17 protein-coding genes are annotated in these 20,119 nt (G+C 70.9%); 7 read left to right on the top strand and 10 right to left on the bottom strand.

The window, feature by feature from the left end; genetic code table 11:
- Positions 1-46 precede the first annotated feature (46 nt).
- The 5 genes from ABIE67_RS20225 (at position 47) to ABIE67_RS20205 (ending at position 6,260) form a co-directional block, all read left to right on the top strand.
- Entirely contained in the window at positions 47-1,636 is a 1,590-nt protein-coding gene (locus ABIE67_RS20225) for an MFS transporter (RefSeq protein WP_370259245.1), read from the top strand.
- A gap of 205 nt (positions 1,637-1,841) precedes the next feature.
- Positions 1,842-2,603: a DeoR/GlpR family DNA-binding transcription regulator gene (locus tag ABIE67_RS20220; protein ID WP_370259244.1), complete on the top strand. Its 762-nt coding sequence runs from the start codon at positions 1,842-1,844 to the stop codon at positions 2,601-2,603.
- Positions 2,600-3,547, top strand: coding sequence for a 1-phosphofructokinase (gene pfkB / locus ABIE67_RS20215; protein ID WP_370259243.1), 948 nt, complete (start codon positions 2,600-2,602; stop codon positions 3,545-3,547). The genes ABIE67_RS20220 and pfkB overlap by 4 nt, the downstream gene beginning before the upstream one ends.
- Positions 3,548-3,797: 250 nt before the next feature.
- A complete protein-coding gene (locus ABIE67_RS20210) occupies positions 3,798-5,873 on the top strand; it encodes a fructose-specific PTS transporter subunit EIIC (RefSeq protein WP_370259242.1) in 2,076 nt (691 codons plus the stop codon).
- Positions 5,874-6,005: 132 nt separating this feature from the next.
- Positions 6,006-6,260 (top strand): hypothetical protein, encoded by a 255-nt coding sequence (locus ABIE67_RS20205; RefSeq protein ID WP_370259241.1) that lies wholly within the window; start codon positions 6,006-6,008, stop codon positions 6,258-6,260.
- Between the two features lie 54 nt (positions 6,261-6,314).
- Here ABIE67_RS20205 and ABIE67_RS20200 read toward each other — a convergent pair whose 3' ends face one another.
- The 4 genes from ABIE67_RS20200 to ABIE67_RS20185 all read right to left on the bottom strand — a co-directional run bounded on the left by ABIE67_RS20200 (position 6,315) and on the right by ABIE67_RS20185 (position 10,974).
- Positions 6,315-7,061 carry a DUF6227 family protein gene (locus ABIE67_RS20200; protein ID WP_370259240.1) on the bottom strand — a complete coding sequence of 249 codons (747 nt, stop codon included), beginning with the start codon at positions 7,059-7,061 and terminating at the stop codon, positions 6,315-6,317.
- Positions 7,062-7,239: 178 nt separating this feature from the next.
- Entirely contained in the window at positions 7,240-8,460 is a 1,221-nt protein-coding gene (locus ABIE67_RS20195; protein ID WP_370259239.1) for an Ig-like domain-containing protein, read from the bottom strand.
- Positions 8,461-8,629: 169 nt separating this feature from the next.
- Entirely contained in the window at positions 8,630-9,670 is a 1,041-nt protein-coding gene (locus ABIE67_RS20190) for a P1 family peptidase (RefSeq protein WP_370259238.1), read from the bottom strand.
- A 68-nt stretch (positions 9,671-9,738) separates the two neighbouring features.
- Positions 9,739-10,974, bottom strand: a complete 1,236-nt coding sequence (locus ABIE67_RS20185; RefSeq protein WP_370259237.1) for a low temperature requirement protein A — start codon at positions 10,972-10,974, stop codon at positions 9,739-9,741.
- A gap of 114 nt (positions 10,975-11,088) precedes the next feature.
- Between ABIE67_RS20185 and ABIE67_RS20180 the strand changes: the two genes are divergently transcribed.
- A complete protein-coding gene (locus tag ABIE67_RS20180; RefSeq protein WP_370259236.1) occupies positions 11,089-11,271 on the top strand; it encodes a hypothetical protein in 183 nt (60 codons plus the stop codon).
- A 4-nt stretch (positions 11,272-11,275) separates the two neighbouring features.
- Here the strand turns inward: ABIE67_RS20180 and mscL are convergent, their stop codons facing one another.
- The 6 genes from mscL to ABIE67_RS20150 all read right to left on the bottom strand — a co-directional run bounded on the left by mscL (position 11,276) and on the right by ABIE67_RS20150 (position 17,092).
- Positions 11,276-11,734 (bottom strand): large conductance mechanosensitive channel protein MscL, encoded by a 459-nt coding sequence (gene mscL, locus ABIE67_RS20175; RefSeq protein ID WP_370259233.1) that lies wholly within the window; start codon positions 11,732-11,734, stop codon positions 11,276-11,278.
- Between the two features lie 147 nt (positions 11,735-11,881).
- The gene (locus tag ABIE67_RS20170) at positions 11,882-12,481 is read right to left on the bottom strand and encodes an RcpC/CpaB family pilus assembly protein (protein WP_370259232.1); all 600 of its coding nucleotides are present in this window, start codon (positions 12,479-12,481) and stop codon (positions 11,882-11,884) included.
- 181 nt (positions 12,482-12,662) lie between these two features.
- Entirely contained in the window at positions 12,663-13,505 is an 843-nt protein-coding gene (locus tag ABIE67_RS20165) for an S-methyl-5'-thioadenosine phosphorylase (protein WP_370259231.1), read from the bottom strand.
- Between the two features lie 121 nt (positions 13,506-13,626).
- Entirely contained in the window at positions 13,627-13,956 is a 330-nt protein-coding gene (locus ABIE67_RS20160) for an FmdB family zinc ribbon protein (protein ID WP_370259230.1), read from the bottom strand.
- Positions 13,957-14,023: 67 nt separating this feature from the next.
- The gene (locus ABIE67_RS20155) at positions 14,024-15,316 is read right to left on the bottom strand and encodes an MFS transporter (protein WP_370259228.1); all 1,293 of its coding nucleotides are present in this window, start codon (positions 15,314-15,316) and stop codon (positions 14,024-14,026) included.
- A gap of 249 nt (positions 15,317-15,565) precedes the next feature.
- Complete coding sequence (locus ABIE67_RS20150; protein ID WP_370259227.1) at positions 15,566-17,092, bottom strand: potassium/proton antiporter; 1,527 nt, start codon at positions 17,090-17,092, stop codon at positions 15,566-15,568.
- A gap of 228 nt (positions 17,093-17,320) precedes the next feature.
- Between ABIE67_RS20150 and ABIE67_RS20145 the strand changes: the two genes are divergently transcribed.
- A complete protein-coding gene (locus ABIE67_RS20145; protein WP_370259226.1) occupies positions 17,321-20,083 on the top strand; it encodes a penicillin acylase family protein in 2,763 nt (920 codons plus the stop codon).
- Positions 20,084-20,119: the final 36 nt, after the last annotated feature.

Genomic DNA, 20,119 nt, shown 5'->3' with positions numbered 1-20,119 from the left:
CATGATTAGGACACGATCTGACCTACTACAGCCCTAACGTCAAACCATGACCTCAGCCGAGACGCAACCAGCACCAGTACCAGCACCAGTACCCGCACCCGTGCCCCACCCCAGCACCACCGCCCAGCCCGCCGCAGGCGACCGCCGCCGCTGGTTCGCCCTGGCGATCGTGATGACCGCGGCCTTCATGGACCTGGTCGACGTCACTATCGTCAACATCGCCATCCCCTCGATCCAGCGCGACGCGGGCGCGACCTTCAGCCAGATCCAGTGGATCACCGCCGGCTACGCCCTCGCGTTCGCCGCCGGCCTGATCACGGGCGGCCGTCTCGGCGACATACACGGCCGCAAGCGGCTGTTCCTGATCGGCATCGGGGGCTTCACCGTCGCCTCGGCCCTGTGCGGATTCGCCGCGAACCCGGAGATGCTGGTCGCCTCCCGCATCCTCCAGGGCGGGATGGCGGCGCTGATGGTCCCGCAGGTCCTGTCGATCGTGCACGCCACCTTCCCGGCGCACGAACGCGGCAAGGTCTTCGGGCTGTTCGGCGCGGTCGTGGGTCTCGGCGCGGTCACCGGCCCCCTCCTCGGCGCACTCCTCACCGAGTGGAACCTCTTCGGCCTCGAATGGCGCCCGATCTTCCTGATCAACCTGCCGGTCGGCATCGCGGGCCTGATCCTGGGGAGCCGCTTCATCACCGAGTCCAAGGCGCCGAAGGCACTGAAGCTCGACCTGGTCGGCGTCGCGCTCGTCACGCTCGGCCTGCTGATGCTGCTGTACCCGCTGACCCGCGGCCGCGAGCTGGGCTGGCCGCTGTGGGGGTACGTGTCGATGGCCGGCGCCCTCGTCGTCCTCGCGGTGCTGGTGGCGTACGAGCGCCGGAAGGCGGCCCGCGACGGCTCGCCGCTCGTCGAACTGTCGCTGTTCAAGGTGAAGAGCTTCGCGGCGGGCATCGCGGTGCAGACCGTCTTCGGGGTGGCGCTCGGCGTCTTCTTCCTGGTCTGGACGCTGTACATGCAGTTCGGTCTGGGCTGGGGCCCGCTGAAGGCCGGTCTGACCGGGATCCCGTTCTCGATCGCTGTCTCGGTGGCGGCCGGCATGTCCGTGCAGGCGCTGGTGCCGCGCTTCGGCCGCAAGGTGCTGCAGGCGGGCGCGCTGGTGATGGCGCTCGGCGTCCTGCTCTACATCTGGGAGTCCGCCCACTTCGGCCTGTCCATCGCCCCCTGGCAGATGGCTCTGCCGCTGGTCGTGATGGGCGTCGGCATGGGCCTGATCGTGGCCCCGCTGACGGACGCGATCCTGTCGGAGGTGCCGCGTGAGCACGCCGGTTCGGCGTCGGGCCTCATCAACACCGTGCAGCAGATGGGCAACGCGCTCGGCCTCGGCCTGGTGTCCGTGGTCTTCTTCGGCGTCATCGACGACCGGCTGCCCGAGAGCGCTCAGGGCCCGGCGGGCGCCGCGGCGGCGGGCGCGGCCTTCGCGGACGGCTTCCAGCACGCGCTGGGCTGGGTTGCCGCGGTGATGGGCGCCATCTTCCTGCTGATGTTCGCGCTGCCGGGACGCCCGGCGCAGCACGTCGAGGGAGCGGCCGAGGATCCGACGCCGACGCCGGAGAAGGAACCCGCGCTGGTGCGATGAGTACGGGGGAGGGGTGAGGGGCCCGGCACTTCGGTGCCGGGCCCCTCGTCGCCTCCGTGTCCCCCCTTCCGCATCCCCCCACCTCGGAGGCCGTTCACGAGCCCGTTCATGCCCGATTGAGCCCGAACCTGTTTACTTTCCGGAAATCCGCGCGTAGCCTCCCAGCGAAACCACAAGTTCGGGCACAGTTCGGAGGCGAACGGACATGTACGCACCGGAGCGGCAGCAGGAGATCCTCCGGCTGGCTCGTGACGGCGGCCGAGTGGACGTCCTGTCGCTGGCCGAGGAGTTCCAGGTGACGGCGGAGACGATCCGCCGCGACCTGAAGGCCCTCGACCGTGCCGGGCTTCTGCGCCGGGTGCACGGCGGTGCGATCCCGGCCGGGCGCCTGGACTTCGAGCCGGATCTCGCCGAGCGCGAGTCGACGGCGGCCGACGAGAAGGACCGCGTCGCGAAGGCGGCCCTCGCCGAACTGCCCACCCAGGGCACGGTGATCCTCGACGCCGGTACGACGGTGGCCCGCTTCGCCGCCGCGCTGCCGCTGGAGGCGTCCCTCACCGTCGTCACCCACAGCCTGCCCATCGCGGCCCGCCTCGCGGACCACCCCGGCATCCAGCTCCACCTGGTCGGAGGGCGCGTACGGCACCGTACGCGCGCCGCCGTGGACGCCTGGGCGCTGCGGGCGTACGGCGAGATCCGGGCCGACGTCCTGTTCGTCGCGGCCAACGGCTTCTCCGCCGAGCACGGTCTGACCACCCCCGATCTCGCCGAGGCCGCGGTGAAGCGCGCGGCCGTGGCCGCCGCCCGCCGCGTGGTGCTGCTCGCCGACTCCTCCAAGCACGGCCAGGAGCACTTCGCCCGCTTCGGTGACCTGAGCGATGTGGACCTGCTGATCACCGACAGCGGGCTGAGCCCCGAAGACGCCACCGCGATCGAGCGCGGCGGCACGGAAGTAGTGCGCGCATGATCCTCACCGTCACCCCGAACCCGTCCCTGGACCGCACCTACGAGGTCCCGTCCCTCGACCGCGGCGAGGTCATACGCGCCACCGGCGAGCGCATGGACCCGGGCGGCAAGGGCGTGAACGTCTCACGCGCGGTCGCGGCCGCCGGGCAGCGCACGGTCGCGGTCCTGCCCCTGGGCGGCGCGCCCGGCGCGCTCGTCGCCGACCTGCTCGACGCCCAGGGCATCGAGGTCGCGCCGGTCCCGGTGGCCGGCGCCACCCGCTCGAACATCGCGCTCGCGGAGTCCGACGGGGTACTGACGAAGATCAACGCGCCCGGCCCCGAGCTGTCGGCGGCCGAGCAGGAGCTGCTCCTGGAGACCGTGCGCGAGCAGTCGCGCGACGCCGACTGGATCGCCTGCTGCGGCAGCCTGCCGCGCGGGCTCGCGCCGTCCTGGTACGCCGATGTGGTCGCCCGGGCGCACGCAGGGGGCGCGCGGATCGCCCTGGACACCTCCGGGCGCGCCCTCCTCGAAGCCCTGCGCGCGCGTCCCGACGTGGTGAAGCCGAACGCCGAGGAGCTCGCGGCAGCGGTCGGACGCCCTTTGTCCACCGTCGGCGACGCGATGAAGGCCGCCGAGGAACTGCGCGCGATGGGCGCGGGCGCCGTACTGGCGAGCCTGGGCGCCGACGGCCAGCTGCTCGTGGACGAGGCGGGTGCCTGGTTCGGCAGCGCGCGCGTGGACGTCGTACGCAGCAATGTCGGCGCGGGTGACTCCTCGCTGGCCGGCTTTCTGATCGCCGGAGGCAGTGGCCCGGAGGCCCTCGCCTCGGCGGTCGCTCATGGCGCGGCGGCCGTACAGCTCCCCGGCAGCGTGATGCCGTCCCCGGGTGACCTGGACATGGCGGCGGTGACGGTCACGGCCGAGGTGCCGGTGGATCGCGTACTGAAGGAGCCGGTGTCATGACGAATGTCGTGGTTGTCACAGTTCTCGCCGATCCGGCCCGTAAGCGGCGAAGCTCGACGTTACTCACGCCCGCCGACGGACGGCAGGGCCTCCTGAGCCGCTCTGCCGCCCGGGGGAGGCGGGCCCTCCCCGGCCCCGCCTCCCCCACCCACGCCACCCCCCACCGCATCCACACCGCCCCCCACGGCACCCCCGTCCCCTTCACCGCCCACCAGACTCCCCGGGCGATACGCGTGCGAAGGAGCCCGCGATGAGCGACATGATCACCGCGGACCTGGTCGATCTCGACCTGTCCGCCGATACCAAGGAAGCGGCGGCGCGTGCCCTCGCCGAGCGCATGGTCGCCCTGGGCCGGGTGACCGACCTGGACGGCTTCCTCGCCGACGTGGCCGCCCGTGAGGCACAGATGCCCACCGGCCTCGACGGCGGCATCGGCATCCCGCACTGCCGCAGCACGCACGTCACCGAGCCGACGCTCGCCTTCGGGCGCAGCGCCGCCGGCATCGACTTCGGCGCGGCGGACGGTCCCGCCGACCTGATCTTCCTCATCGCCGCCCCGGCGGGCGCCGACGACGCCCATCTGACGATCCTGTCGTCGCTGGCCCGGCAGCTGATGAACGCCGAGTTCACGGACGCGCTGCGGTCGGCGGGCGACGCGGCGTCCGCCGCGGCGCTGATCCGGGGCGAGGAGCCCCCGGCGGCCGACGCCGCCGATTCCGCTCCCTCCGAAGACTCCGTGGCGTCGTCGGTGGCGGCCTCCACCGACGCCGCCACGGGCACCACCACCCCCGCCGAGGGCACCCCGGTCGACACGCCCGGCGACCGCCCCTTCCGTATCGTCGCCGTCACCTCCTGCCCGACCGGCATCGCCCACACGTACATGGCGGCCGAGTCGCTGGAGAACGCGGGCCGCGAGGCGGGCGTCGACCTCGTCGTCGAGACGCAGGGCTCGGCCGGCTTCACCCGGCTCGACCCGGCCGTCATCGAGGCGGCGGACGGCGTGATCTTCGCCCACGACGTGGCCGTACGGGAGAAGGACCGGTTCGCCGGGAAGCCGACCATCGACGTCGGCGTGAAGGCGGGCATCAACCGCCCGGCCGAACTCATCGCCGAGGTCCGCGCCAAGGCCGAGCGCGGCGAGGTCACCGCCGCCGCCCGGCCCGGCGCCGGCACTCCGGTGGACCGGGCGGGCGAGGCCGGCGAGGGCTACGGCAGCAAACTGCGCAAGTGGCTGATGTCCGGCGTGAGTTACATGGTCCCGTTCGTCGCGGCCGGCGGTCTGCTGATCGCCCTCGGCTTCGCGATCGGCGGCTACCAGATCAACGAGGCCCCGTCGGTCACCAAGCACTTCGACTGGGGCCAGGTCGACAGCTGGGGCGCGCTGCTGTTCCAGATCGGCGCGGCGGCCTTCGGCTTCCTCGTCCCGGTCCTCGCCGGATACATCGCGTACGGCATGGCGGACCGGCCAGGACTCGTGCCCGGCTTCGTCGGCGGCGCGATCTCCGTGACGATCGGCGCCGGGTTCCTCGGCGGTCTGGTCGCCGGTCTCATCGCCGGTGGAGTGGTCCTCGGTATCCAGCGGATCGACATCCCACCGGTGCTGCGCGGCATCATGCCGGTGGTGGTGATCCCGCTGGTCTCCTCGGCGGTAGTCGGCTTCCTGATGTTCGTGGTGATCGGCAAGCCGATCTCCGAGGCGCAGAAGGGCCTGACCGACTGGCTGAACAGCCTCTCCGGCACCAACGCCATCCTGCTCGGCGTGCTGCTCGGCCTGATGATGTGCTTCGACCTCGGCGGCCCGGTCAACAAGGTGGCCTACACCTTCGCCACGGCCGGCATCTCGGTCGCGGCGCCCAGCGACTCCGCGATGAAGATCATGGCCGCCGTGATGGCCGCGGGCATGGTCCCGCCGCTGGGCATGGCCGTGGCCACCACCATCCGCAAGAAGCTGTTCACCGCGGCCGAGCGCGAGAACGGCAAGGCGGCCTGGGTGCTGGGCGCCTCCTTCATCTCCGAGGGCGCGATCCCGTTCGCGGCGGCCGACCCGCTGCGCGTGATCCCGGCCTCGATGGCGGGCGGCGCGGTCACCGGCGCGCTGACCATGGCCTTCGGCTCGACCCTGCGCGCCCCGCACGGCGGCATCTGGGTCACCTTCCTGATCGGCAAGCCGTTCCTGTACCTGCTGGCCATCGCGGCCGGTACGGCGGTCACGGCGGGCCTGGTCATCGTCCTGAAGGGCATGCGCAAGACGGCCCCGGAGGGCGCCTCGACCGCCGGGTCCCCGGCGGCCACCGCCGCGGAGGCGAAGCAGCCGGTGGCCGCGTAAGCCCTCCGCCGGGCAGGGCGACCAGCAGGCCTCCCGCTTGTCCCTTTGGGGCGCTGTGAGTTGTTCACGGCACCTGCGAGATACGTCACGGTCCGGGCCCAAAGGCCCGGACCGTGGTGTCTACTGGAGCGCATGCCTGAGCACGTCTCGATCCTCCAGCTGCTGGGCCCCGTCGTCCTGGCCCTGGCGGCCGTGCTGTGGGTGACGGGGCTGGTCCGCATCCTGCGCCGCACCCGCCCCGGTGCCGCCCCGCACCGCCCGGCCCAGGCACTCTCCGGGCTCCCGCCCCAGCGGCAGACCGCCCCCGACCTGGAGGCCGTCGAACTCTCCCCGGCGGAACGGGACGCCTTCGCAGGCCTGGTACGCCGGCTCAACAACGGCCGCTGAACAGCCGCGCAGCCTCTGCGCACCCGCGCCGCCTCCATGAGGCTCGCGTGGGCCTTACGAAACCTGCGCCGCCCGCCGCTCCATCGCCTCGCGCGCCGTGTCCTCGCTGACGTACACCTCGCACATGTGCCGCCCGTCGGGCGTCGCCGTGTGCTCGACCTCCCAGAGGGAGACCTCCCGGCCGTCGCGCAGCAGGAAGGCGTGCTCGTAGAGGGAGAAGCACAGCCCGGCGCGCGCCGCACGGCGCGGGCGCCCGAAGGCCTGGGTGATCTGGTGCGCGAACGCCGTGGCCAGCAGCGCGGCCGTCTCCGCGTCCGGTCGGTCGGTGTTCTCCGCCCGGCGCAGCAGCCGGCGCGCGTGATCCGCCGAGCCGTCCGGCACATACGCGTGCCGGGGCGTCGGAATCGGCGAAAGCTGTACCGTCAACGGCAGTTCGAAGTCCGGCGCGTCCGGCGGCAGCGGCAGCCGGGAGGTCGCGGCGCGCAGCTCCTCCTCGTCGACGTACACCTCGTGCTGCGGGTCATGGCCCCGCGCGGTGTTGTGGACGAGCTCCCACAGTGTGAGCGCCGAACCATCGGCGAGCAGCCAGGTGTGCCGATACGTCTCGCGGTGCAGCCCCGCGCTGTGGTGCGCGGAGTGCAGCGAGCTGTCGTGAGCCAGCGCACAGTCGAGCCGCCGTATCGTCTCGTCGGGCAGCTCGAAGGAGTTCAGGGCGCGGCCGAGGAGTCGCGCGAGGTGCTCCTCCGGAGACTCGGGCGACTCGGGTGGTTCGTACGCTGCCGTCTCGTACGGAACGCTCAAGGTTTCTCCCGGCGTTGCTGCATGTCACCTTGTGGGTGCATACCGTAGCCCCTCGGTCGGACATCATGTCCGGGAACCGAGAAAACGTACGTCCGGTAAAACGCGCGGGCCGCGCGAGAAGTTCCCGCGCGGCCCGACGAACTGTCAAGAACCCCTGCTCGGACGGTACTTCGGTGGGTCAGGCGGCGCTGCCCGCGACCCACTGGCTCCACGGCATGTTCCAGCCGTTGAGGCCGTTGTCCGGCGTCACCTGCTTGTCGGGGGAGTTCTTGACGATCACCACGTCGCCGAGCATCGAGTTGTCGTAGAACCACTTGGAGGGCGTGTCCCCCTGCCCGCCCCGCACGTCCTGAAGGCCGACGCAGCCGTGGCTGGTGCCCTGGCGGCCGAAGGGCGGATTGCCCTTGTTGTACCAGTAGTTGCCGTGCAGGAAGGTCCCCGACTGCGTCAGGCGCATCGCGTTGGGCACGTCCTTGATGTCGTACGCGTCGGCGAGGTTGACCGTGCGGCTGTCCATGCGCAGCTTCTTGTACTTCTCGGAGATCACCATCTGCCCGTTGTAGGTGGAGAACTCCGAGCTGCCCGCCGAGATCGGCACCGACTTGATCGTCCTGCCGTCGCGCACGACCGTCATCGTCTGCGTGTCGACGTCGACGGTGGACACCTGTGAGCGGCCGACGGTGAAGGTGACCGTCTTCTTCTGCACACCGTAGACGCCGTTCGCGCCCTCGACGCCGTCCAGGTCGATCTTCATCGTGACCTTGGAGCCGGCCTTCCAGTACTCCTCGGGCCGGAAGTCGAGCCGCTGTGTCCCGAACCAGTGCCCGACCACCTGCTGGCCGCTGCTGGAGGTGACCTGGATGTGCGACTGCACGGCCTTCTTGTCGCTGATCGCCTTGTCGAAGTTGAACGAGACCGGCATGCCGACACCGACCGTGGTGCCGCTGTCGGGCGTGTACGTCCCGATGAAACTGTTGTCCGGCGAGACTGTGGTGAAGCGGGAGTCGGCCGAGGCGGTACGCCCGTCCTCATCCTTCGCGGTGGCCGATATCTGGTACTTCGTCCCCCGCTCCAGCTGCTCCTCGGGCTTCCAGCTGGCCCCGTCGGCGGCCAGGGAGCCCGGCACGGCCTGCCCGCTCCCCGCCACCGTCATCTTCACGTCGGTCAGCTTGCCGTCACTGACGCGCACACCGGTCGTGTTGATCGACGCACCGGTCGAGCCGTCCTTCGCCGAGATCGCGATCTTCGCGGCGGAGGTACTGGATGAGTCGTTGCCGCCCTTCCCGTCCTCGTGGTCGGCGTTGGCGCTCCCACCGCAGGCGGTGAGCGTCAGAGCGCCGATCATCAGGGCGGCACAGGCCCCCAGGGCGCGCCGCGCTGCTATGTCCGGCGTTGTCACGAGCTGCTCCATCTTCATGCGATCTGCGGGATCCGTTCCGTTCCACGGTGGAAGAGGCCACCGTCCCGGGACCGGGTTCCCAACGTGCGCCGTGAACGCCATCACGTGACACAACCGCGACAATCGCACGCACGGAGTAGGCGCCGCGCCACCCCGCTAGGAGGTGTTTCTAGCGCCGGCCGTCGGCACCCCCGTACAACTCTCCGTACGACGGCCACACTCCACCCGGACCGTCCACCGACTCGGCCGCGCGCACGGCCCGCACGATCGCGCGCGTCACCGCGTCCGCGCCCGCCGCGAGAAGCTCGTTCAGCGCGAGGGGATGCCCGGCGTCGAGCGGGCGTTCCCCGGTGGCCAGCGCGAACACGGTGTCCCCGTCGTTGAGCAGATGCACCGGCCGCACGGCACGCGCGATACCGTCGTGCGCCGTACCGGCCAGCTTCTGCGCCTGTGCCTTCGACAGGTCCGCGTCGGTGGCGACCACCGCGAGCGTGGTGTTCAGCGGAGGCGGCGCGTTCTTCGCCGCGATCTCGGCGAGGCTCCGGCGCGCGGCCTCGTGGATCTCCGCCTCCGGGTAAGTCACCCGTCCCTGGAACAACTCCCCGTACAGCACGCCGGTTTCCGGATCCACCGCCGCCCCCGCCGCGTTGGCCACCACCAGGGCGGCCACGGTGATCCCCGACTCCAGCACGGTGCTCGCCGTGCCGATCCCGCCCTTCAACGGCCCGACCGTCGCTCCCGTGCCGGCGCCCACACCACCCTCCCGCACGGGCTCCCCCACCGCGCTCGCCGCCGCCGCCTCGACCGCCGCCCGCCCGAGGGCCGCGTCCGGCCTCGCCCGGAAGTCGCCGCCGCGGCCGAGGTCGAAGACGCAGGCCGCGGGCACGACCGGCACGACATGCGCCGGATCCACCCCGACCCGCACCCCGCGCCGCCGTTCCTCCAGCCAGGCCATCACCCCGGACGCCGCGTCGAGCCCGTACGCGCTGCCCCCGGTCAGCACGATCGCCTCGACCTTCTGCACCAGGTTGCGCGGATCGAGGGCGTCCGTCTCCTTGGTGCCGGGACCGCCACCGCGCACGTCCACGGCGGCGACGGCCCCGCCCTCGGGCGCGAGGACGACCGTGGTGCCGGTGAGCCAACCGTCGCCGATGCGCGTCGCGTGCCCCACCCGCAGCCCCGCGACATCTGTCAGAGCGTCAACTGTCATGAGCCCAGTGTCGTCCAGCCGCCGAGGCCGTCCCGCAAAGCTCTCACCGGGATGCGGCGCGTCCCGCGTCAGACGGCCGGTGCCGTCGGCTCCCTGTTCACCCGGCCCGCCCTGCGTGCCGTCAGCGTCTCCCCGGTCGCCACCGCCCCCGCCGAGACGAGGCCGGCCGCGAGCACCGCCCAGTCGCCCAGGAACGTGCAGCAGATCACCAGCAGGGCGGTGGTCGGCAGCACCAGCTGCTGGGCGAGGCCCACCTTGAAGTAACGCGAGTGCAGCGCCCAGACGGTGAGCAGATAGAGCGCCGTCGGCAGGGTCACCGCCGCCGACGCGGCCAGCGTCGAGATGTGCGCCTTCCCGACGGCCTGCTCGACCGCCACCTCCAGCCCCGCGCCGATCGCGGCCGCCGAGGCGAAGACCACGTAGTGGCCGTAGCCCCACAGGAACGCCTGCTTGTTGGAGCGCAGATGACCGTGGATCGGCACCACGAAGTAGATCCACCAGGCGGCGAAGATGATCAGCAGTCCGCCCGCGGCGATCGGCAGCAGGTCGCCCAACGCGTCGTTCTCGTCGATGCCGGTCTTCACGGCGACCGTGGCCGCCGCGATGGTCTCGCCGAGCACGATGATCGTGAACAGTCCGTACCGCTCGGCGATATGGCGCGGATGCCAGGAGGTGGGGTGGTCCTTCTCCGCGTACGGCGGCACACACATCTCCAGGACCGCCATCACCAGGAACACCCAGGGCCTGGCGTCCTCGGGCAGCACCACCAGGCCCACCCAGCCGATCTGGCACAGCAGCACACCGCCGGCGTACCGCAGGGCCATCGTCCGTTCCGGGCCCTCGCTCGACCTGGCCACGCGCAGCCACTGCGTCACGAGCGCGAGCCGCATGATCACATAGCCCAGCACCACCGCCAGGTACTCGTGCTCCTCGAACGCCCGGGAGACCCCGGCCGCCAGGACCAGCACCCCGGCGATCTGGATCAGGGTGACGACCCGGTAGAGGATGTCGTCGTTGTCGTAGGCCGAGGCGAACCAGGTGAAGTTCATCCAGGCCCACCAGATGGCGAAGAACACCATCGCGTAGTTGAGGATCCCCTCGCCCGCGTGCCCCTCCGCGACGGCGTGCACCAGTTGCATGCCCGCCTGGGCGATGGCCACGACGAAACACAGGTCGAAGAAGAGCTCCAGCGGAGTGGCGGCCCGGTGTGCCTCACCCCTGCCCCGGGCCGTGAGCCGGCGCAGGGGGCGGCGGTGTCCGGGCGGGCGGGGGGAGTCCGGCGGGGGTGTCGAACTGGACGTCATGGGATCAAGCACAGCAGATGAACCGCGGAATTTCTTGCGAAGGGATCACCAGTGCGCAAGGGTCCGGGGCCGCCGCGGGAAAGGCCGTCGCCGTGCGGGCCGTACTCTGGACGCATGAGCACCGCCCCCGCCCCCGAGCCGCGCGAGCCGAAGCCCGCGCTGATCTTCGACGACCCGCTGGACCAGCAGTCCGCGGACGACACCGACCGTGGCTGGGGCGAGCGGCCGCGCACCGACGGCGACAGCGCGGCCGATCTGAAGCGCTTCCTCGACGAGAAGCCGCCCCACCACCTCTGAGCCGTTACTGCTGGTTGTGCCCCGAGCCGCGCTGGGCGACCAGCGCGTCGCGGATCTCCTTGAGGACCTCCAGCTCGGTCAACTCGATGACTTCCTGCGTGCCCTCCTTCGCCTTGCGTCGGGCCTCCACGCGCGCCAGGTACTTCGCCATGGGCAGGACCACCAGGAAGTAGACGACGGCCGCGGTGATCACGAAGCTGAGGGCCGCGCCGAGGACGGATCCCCACAGGATCTGAATGCCCCGCTCGCCTTCGCACGCCGAACTCAGGCACGAGCTGTAGTGATCGAGGTTCTTGGTGCCGATCGCTCCGACCAGCGGGTTGATGATCCCCTTCACCACCGCGTTCACGATGTTGGTGAACGCGGCGCCGATGACCACCGCTACCGCCAGGTCGACGACGTTCCCGCGCATCAGGAAGGCCTTGAAGCCGTCCCAGATGCCCGGATCCTTCTTCTCGCTCACCGCGGAGCCTCTCCTCGCATGCGCAGGTTGTGGAACGAACAGCTCCGCAACCTACGTCAGCACTGGGCCATCCTGTCCAATCACGCCACCGGGACGAGGGACTTGACAGGGCGAAAAGCGCCATGTGCACGACATGCGCGACCCGCCTCAGCACAGCGTCACCGCCAGCCTTGCCGTAGCGCTCGCGCCCGCGAGGCGCGCCGCGGTGGAGCGTGGCACCGACAGCACGACCAGGGCCCCGCTCCCGCTCGCGGCGTCCAGTGACTCCGGCGCCTCCGGCATCTCCGGAACCTTCGACACCCGCGCGCCTCGCGCGACCACCCGAGCGTCCCCGCCCGTCGCGCTCTCCTCCGCGGCGATCACATCGACCCGGTCACCGGGCCGCAGCAACCGCACGGTGGCCCCGTCGGCGATCCGCACCGGGGCGGACACCCGCTCGACGGCCCGGTGTTGGCGTACCGGCTCCGCCACCGGATGCCCGCGTGCCGGGCCGGCTTTCCCGGGACCCGCTGCCACGAGCGCGGCCGCGGTGACGGCGAGCCCCACCGCCGCGGCCCGCCTCCGGTGCCGTAGGAGCCGGCGCAGCTGATACCGCCCGCCGCGCACCCGTACGGGGGCGAAGTGCGGCACCTCGCAGATCGCCGGGGCGTCCGTGCCCAGCGGCAGCGGAGCAGCGGGGGAGGAGGAAGGACGGGAGGAAGGGAAGGAGGAGGGGAAGGGGGGAGGAAACGACCGAGCAACGGACACGAGGACCACCACCTGCGACGACGGAACGGCTTGCGAAGCCACGATGGGGCATCGCGCCGCCGTCCGTCGGAGCCCGTGGACTACCGGCCGGTTGTGGAAAACTCCCTCACCTGAACGAAGAGTTCCGTCGCCCTCTCCGTTGCTCTCTCGGTCGCCCTCTCAGCCGCCATCTCCAAGAGCCCTACGGCAGCGCGAACCCCGGATCCATCGCACCCAGCGCCGTCGCGCACAGACAGTCCCGCTCCTCGTTCGCCGGCAGCGCGGCCACCGCGTCGAAGAGCACGCCCCGCAGCCGGTCCACGTTCGCCGCGAACACCCGCAGCACCTCGTCGTGCGAGACGCCCTCGCCGGTCTCGGCGCCCGCGTCGAGGTCGGTGACCAGCGTCAACGACGTGTAGCAGAGTTCGAGTTCACGGGCGAGCGCCGCCTCGGGGTGGCCGGTCATGCCCACCACCGACCAGCCCTGCGCCTGGTGCCACAACGATTCGGCACGGGTCGAGAAGCGGGGTCCCTCGACCACGACCAGCGTGCCGCCGTCGACCGGCTCCCAGTCCCGTCCCCGCGCCGCCTTCAGGGCGGCCGCGCGGCCGGTGGGGCAGTAGGGGTCGGCGAGGGAGACGTGCACCACGTTCGGCACGGTGCCGTCGGGCAGCGGCAGCCCGTCGAAGTACGTCCCCACCCGGGACTTCGTGCGGTCGACCAGCTGGTCCGGCACGAGCAGCGTCCCCGGACCGTATTCGGGGCGCAGGCCGCCGACCGCGCACGGGCCGAGGACCTGGCGTGCGCCGAGCGAGCGCAGCGCCCACAGGTTGGCCCGGTAGTTGATCCGGTGCGGCGGCAGATGGTGGCCGCGTCCGTGCCGGGGTAGGAAGGCGACCCGCCGGCCGGCGATCTCGCCGAGGAAGAGGGAGTCGCTGGGCGGCCCGTACGGGGTGTCCACCTGTATCTCGGTCACGTCGTCGAGGAACGAGTAGAAGCCGGAGCCACCGATCACGCCGAGTTCGACGTTCGCCTTGTTCGCCATGTCCGCACCCTAACCGCACCCGGAAACGCCGAGGACCCCGTCGCCGGAGGGCGACAGGGTCCCGTAAGAAGCAGTCCTGTGATCCCGTAGGAAGCGGGTCCTGCGGTCCCGTGGGAAGTGCTTACGCGGCGGAGCTGCTGGAGGACGAGCCCGCGCTCGACGACTTCGAGTCCGAGGACGACGAAGACGACGACGCCGAGGAGGAAGAGGACGAGTCGGACGAGGAGGACGTCGACGACTTCGACGACGACGCCGGCGAGCTGCTCGACGAGGAGCCGCGGCTGTCGTTGCGGTAGAAGCCGGAGCCCTTGAAGACGATGCCGACCGCGGAGAACACCTTCTTGAGGCGACCCTGGCAGCTGGGGCACTCGGTCAGGGCGTCGTCGGTGAACTTCTGCACCGCTTCGAGACCCTCGCCGCACGCGGTGCACTGGTACTGATAGGTGGGCACTGTCTTCCTCCTGGCACTCTCACTCGATGAGTGCTAACGACGAACCATAGTGACGTATTCCAGCCGCTCAGTCCACTGCCACCGGCACGCGGTGACCCACGCCACGTGCGACGGTCCGGCCGCGGGGCCGCGCCACCAGGCGTGAACGCAGCGCCACCAGGGTCGCCAGCGCGAGCAACGTCCCGCCCATCGGCACCAGGAACCCGGCACCGCCCCAGAAGCGGTCCTCCAGCTGTCCGGCCGCAGTGACCGCGGCGGCCTGGCCGAGCGCCACCGCACCCGTGAGCCAGGTGAAGGCCTCGGTGCGGGCCCCGGCCGGGACCAGGCTCTCGACCAGCGTGTAGCCGGTGATCAGCGCGGGCGCGATGCACATGCCCACGAGCAGTCCGAGGGCGGCCAGGACGAGCACCGAGTGCGCGGCCCACAGGCCGGACGCGGCCAGCGCGAGGGCGGCGTATCCGACGAGGATGCGGCGCTGCGGGGCCACCTTCCACGCGATGGCGCCGCAGACGACGCCGGAGAGCATGTTGCCCGCGGCGAAGGTGCCGTACAGGACGCCGTTCAGGCCGGGCTCGCCGATCGACTCGGTGAACGCGGCCAGCGAGACCTGCATGCCGCCGAAGACGGAGCCGATGCCGAGGAAGGTCACGATCAGCACGCGCACCCCAGGGATGCGCAGCGCGGAAACGTGCTCCACGCGTGCGTGCCCGGCGACGGTGACCGACGGCTGGGTGCTCTTCTGCGCGGCGAACAGCAGACCGCCCAGCAGCGTGAGCGCGGCCTCCGTGACCAGGCCCGCGGCCGGGTCGACGGCGGTGCACAGGGCGGTGGCCAGCAGCGGGCCGACGACGAAGGTCAGCTCGTCGGTGACCGACTCGAAGGCCGCGGCCGTCGTCATCAGGGGCGAGCCCTGGAGCTTCACGCCCCAGCGGGCCCGCACCATGGGGCCGATCTGCGGTACCGAGGCGCCGGTCGGCACGGCCGCCACGAAGAGCGCCCACAGGGGCGCCTCCGCCAGCGCGAGCGCCGTCAGCGTCAGACCGGACAGCACGTGCACGAGGACGCCGGGCAGGAGGACGGCGCGCTGCCCGTAGCGGTCGGCGAGGCGGCCGCTGTAGGGCGCGAACAGTGCCATGGAGACGCCGGTGACGGCCGCCGCGGCGCCCGCGGCGCCGTAGGAGCCGGTGGTGTGCTGCACGAGCAGCACGATGGAGATGGTCAGCATCGCGAACGGCTGGCGCGCCGCGAAGCCGGGGAGCAGGAACGTCCAGGCGCCGCGGGTGCGCAGCAGCTGTCCGTATCCCGGGCGGGAGGAGGCCGGCGAGTCCTTCGACGGCTCGGTGGTGACCGTGGATGCCACGGCCCGTGCCTTTCTGCCGCCTGGTAGCGCGACCCCGACGGGTGGGGGGCGGCGCCGAGAGCTGTCCTGTCGCGCGGAACTGCGGTAGATACCGGCGCCCACTGAGGGAGGGGCGTCCCGGCCGCCATACGGTCGCGCCAGCTCTGCGTCAGGCAGAGTTGGTTCGATCTGGGGTTACACCCTGCATAGTACAGGGGACAGGGCCCTTTGACCTTGTGAAAACGAGCACTGCGGGCGTTCCGCCTGCGATCAGGATGTCCCGTTCGTCCCCAGCCACCCGGCCAGCTTGCCCCCGGCCCCCACCGCGCGCAGCCGGCGCTCGGCGGCGTCCCGGACCGGGTCCGTGGCGACCACGAGCAGTTCGTCCCCGCGGCGCAGCACCGTCGTCGGCAGCGGAACGAACGATTTTCCGTCGCGGACGACGAGGGTGACGGCGGACCCGGCGGGCAGCCGCAGCTCGTTGACCTCGACGCCGTGCATCTTCGAGCCCTCGGGGATCGCGAAGGACAGCAGGTGTCCGCGCAGCCGCTCCAGGGGTGCCGACTCGATGCCGAGGTCGGCGGGCTCGGGTTCCCCGCCGAGCCGCAGCTTGCGGGCGAACCACGGCAGGGTCGGCCCCTGGACCAGCGTGTAGACCACGACCAGGACGAAGACGATGTTGAAGATGCGGCGGCTGTCCTCGACGCCGCCCACCATGGGGATCGTCGCCAGGATGATGGGCACCGCGCCGCGCAGCCCGGCCCAGGACATCAGGGCCTGCTCCCGCCAGGGGACGCCGAACGGCACCAGACACAGGACGATGCTCAGCGGGCGGGCCACCATGGTCAGCACCAGCCCGATGAGCAGCGCGGGCAGGATGTCGTCGCCCAGCTCGTGCGGGGTGACCAGGAGGCCGAGCAGGACGAACATGCCGATCTGGGCGATCCAGCCGACCCCGTCGGCGAACCCGCGGGTGGCGGGCCAGTGCGGCAGCTTGGCGTTGCCCATCACCATCGAGGCGAGGTACACGGCCAGGAAGCCGCTGCCGTGCGCCATCGCGCCGGCCGCGTAGGCGGCGACGGCGATGGCCATGACGGCGATCGGGTAGAGGCCGGAGGCGGGCAGGGCCACATGCCTGAGGCCCCAGGAGCCCAGCCATCCCACGGCGAGGCCGATGGCGGCGCCGATGGCCAGCTCCAGGGTTATCTCGGCCAGCAGCACGTACCAGTGCTCGATCGGACCGTGCGTGGAGAAGGCGACCACCAGGATGACCACGGGGGCGTCGTTGAAGCCGGACTCGGCCTCCAGCGTGCCGGTCACGCGGGAGGGGAGGGGAATCCTGCGCAGCACCGAGAAGACGGCCGCGGCGTCCGTCGAGGAGACGACCGCGCCGATGATCAGCGCCTGCCGCCACTCCAGCCCGACCAGGTAGTGCGCGGCCGCCGCCGTGACCCCGACGCTCACCGTGACCCCGAGCAGCGCCAGCGCGGTGGCGGAGGGAAGGGCCGGTTTGATCTCCTTCCACTTCGTGCCGAGACCACCTTCGGCCAGGATCACGACCAGTGCCGCATACCCGATGACCTGGGTCAGCTCGGCGTCGTCGAAGCGGATGCCGCCGATGCCGTCCTGGCCCATGAGCACGCCGATGCCCAGGTACACGAGCAGGCTGGGGAGCCCGCTGCGCGAGGAGATCCGGACCGCGGCGACGGCGACGAGCAGGACGAGCGAGCAGACGAGCAGGAGCTGGTTGAGGTCGTGGACAGTCAGCGGCCGTTCCCTTCCCTGGCCCACACGCACGCGCGCGTGGGCTCACGTACATAGGACACGAAGTGGCGGCTCTCCGCACCCAACTACTTCGTTACCTTACCTAACTCTTGACGATTTCTTGACACTCGGGCAGGCATGATCGAACGTCCGTCCGTGCTGGTTCCCTACTCCGCGTCAAGTTGGACCGGGCCCTGCGCCTATGGTTGCTCCAGCACTCCAGGACCGCCTGCCGCTCGCGTTAGGACAGCAAGGACAGCGATGCCCCCCAACACCACCGCCTCCACGGGTCAGCAGCCCGGCAAGTCCGGCAGGAAGAAGGGGCGCAGAGCCCGTCTGATCGTCCTCGTGCTGGTGCTGGCCCTCGTCGGAGGCGTCGGCTACGGGGGGTACTGGTCCGTCAGCGCCGTCCGGGCCTCCTTCCCGCAGACCAAGGGATCACTCACGGTCCCCGGCCTGTCCGGGCCCGTCGACGTGAAGCGCGACGACTACGGCATCCCGCAGATCTACGCCTCCTCCGACGAGGACCTGTTCATGGCGCAGGGCTACGTCCAGGCGCAGGACCGGTTCTACGAGATGGACGTGCGCCGGCACATGACCTCCGGGCGCCTGTCGGAGATGTTCGGCGAGAGCCAGGTCGACAACGACGAGTTCCTGCGCACCCTCGGCTGGGACCGCGTCGCCAAGGAGGAGTACGACAAGACGCTGTCGGCCTCCACCAAGAAGTACCTCCAGGCGTACGCCAAGGGCGTCAACGCCTACCTGGAGGGCAAGGACAACAAGGACATCTCCCTGGAGTACGCGGCTCTCGGGTTCACCAACGACTACAAGCCGCAGAAGTGGACCCCGGTCGACTCGCTCGCCTGGCTGAAGGCGATGGCCTGGGACCTGCGCGGCAACATGCAGGACGAGATCGACCGCGCCCTGATGACCAGCCGCCTCGGCCCCAAGCAGATCCAGGACCTGTACCCGGACTACCCGTACGGCCGGAACAAGACGATCGTCCAGACGGGTCAGTACGACGACATCACCAGGACGTTCCAGCCGGGCGGCTCCACGTCCGCCGCGGGGTCGTCCGGCACCGGCACGGCGGGCACGGCCTCCAGCTCGGGCACCAGCGGCCTGCAGGGCCAGCTCTCCGGCCTCCAGGACGTCCTGGACGACCTCCCCACGGCCGTCGGCGTGAACGGCAACGGCATCGGCTCCAACTCCTGGGTGGTCGCCGGGAAGCACACCATCACCGGCAAGCCCCTGCTGGCCAACGACCCGCACCTGTCGGCCTCGCTGCCGTCCGTCTGGTACCAGATGGGCCTGCACTGCCGCTCGGTCTCCAGCAAGTGCCAGTACGACGTCAGCGGCTACACCTTCGCGGGCATGCCCGGCGTGATCATCGGCCACAACCAGAACATCGCCTGGGGCATGACCAACTCCGGCGTCGACGTCACCGACCTCTACCTGGAGAAGCTCTCCGGCGACGGCTACCTGTACGACGGCAAGACGGTGCCCTTCCTCACCCGCGAGGAGACCATCAACGTCGCCGGCGGCAAGTCCAAGAAGATCGTCGTCCGGGAGACCAAGGACGGGATGCCCCTGCTGTCCGACCGCAGCTCAGAGCTCGTGAAGGTCGGCAAGAAGGCCGCCGTCGACACCGCCGCCCCCGACCGCGGCGACGGCTACGGCATCGCGCTGCGCTGGACCGCGCTGGACCCCGGGACCTCCATGGACGCCGTCTTCGCCATGGACAGGGCGGCGAACTGGAGCGACTTCCGCGGCGCGGCCGCCCTGTTCGACGTGCCCTCGCAGAACCTGATCTACGCCGACACCAAGGGCCACATCGGCTACACCCTGCCCGGAAAGATCCCCACGCGCGCGAAGGGCTACGACGGCTCCGTCCCGGCACCGGGCTGGGACGCCGGATCCCGCTGGACCGGCTACATCGACCAGGACGAGCTGCCGTACGAGTACGACCCGTCCCGCGGCTACATCGTCACCGCCAACCAGGCCGTGGTCGACAAGGCCAAGTACCCCTACACGCTCACCACGGACTGGGGCTACGGCGCCCGCAGCCAGCGCATCACCGACCTGATCCAGTCGAAGATCGACGACGGCGGCAAGATCTCCACCGACGACATGCGGCAGATGCAGCTCGACAACAGCAGCGAGATCGCCAAGCTGCTGGTGCCCAAGCTGCTGAAGATCGACATCGCCGACAAGGACGTCCGGAACGCGCAGGAGCTGCTGGAGGGCTGGGACTACACCCAGGACGCCGACTCGGCGGCGGCGGCCTACTTCAACTCGGTCTGGCGCAACATCCTCAAGCTCGCCTTCGGCAACAAGCTGCCCAAGGAGCTGCGGGTCAAGGGCCAGTGCCTGCTGGTCGACCCGGTCAACACCACGGGGCCCGCGGACGCGACCGAGAAGGTGCGCGAGTGCGGTGAGCGCGACGCCGACCAGGCGCAGCCGGACGGCGGCGACCGCTGGTTCGAGGTGGTCCGCAACCTCATGGACGACGAGAAGAGCGACTGGTGGACGACGCCGAAGTCGGGCAACCGCGAGGGAGCGAACCACAACCGCGACGACCTGTTCAAGCGCGCCATGATCGATGCCCGCTGGGAGCTGACCGCCAAGCTCGGCAAGGACATCGACACCTGGAGCTGGGGCCGGCTGCACCGCCTGTTCCTGAAGAACCAGACCCTCGGCACCGAGGGCCCCGGTTTCCTCCAGTACGTCCTCAACCGCGGCCCCTGGAAGCTCAGCGGCGGCGAGGCCACGGTCAACGCCTCCGGCTGGAACGCCGCCGGCGGCTACGGCGTCGTCTGGGTGCCGTCGATGCGGATGGTGGTCAACCTCAGCGACCTCGACAAGTCGAAGTGGATCAACCTCACCGGCGCCTCCGGGCACGCCTACAGCGCCCACTACACCGACCAGACCGACAAATGGGCCGACGGCGAACTGCTCGACTGGTCCTTCTCGGACGACGCGGTCGACGAGAGCACCAGCGACACCCTGGTGCTCAGGCCGTGAGCCGCTGACGGTCGAACGACCCAAAGGGCCCTCCAC

It is taken from the genome of Streptomyces sp. V4I8, assembly GCF_041261225.1.
Lineage (GTDB): Bacteria > Actinomycetota > Actinomycetes > Streptomycetales > Streptomycetaceae > Streptomyces.
Note: the sequence above shows the minus strand (reverse complement) of the source record. Positions and strands in the feature narration are given on the sequence as shown.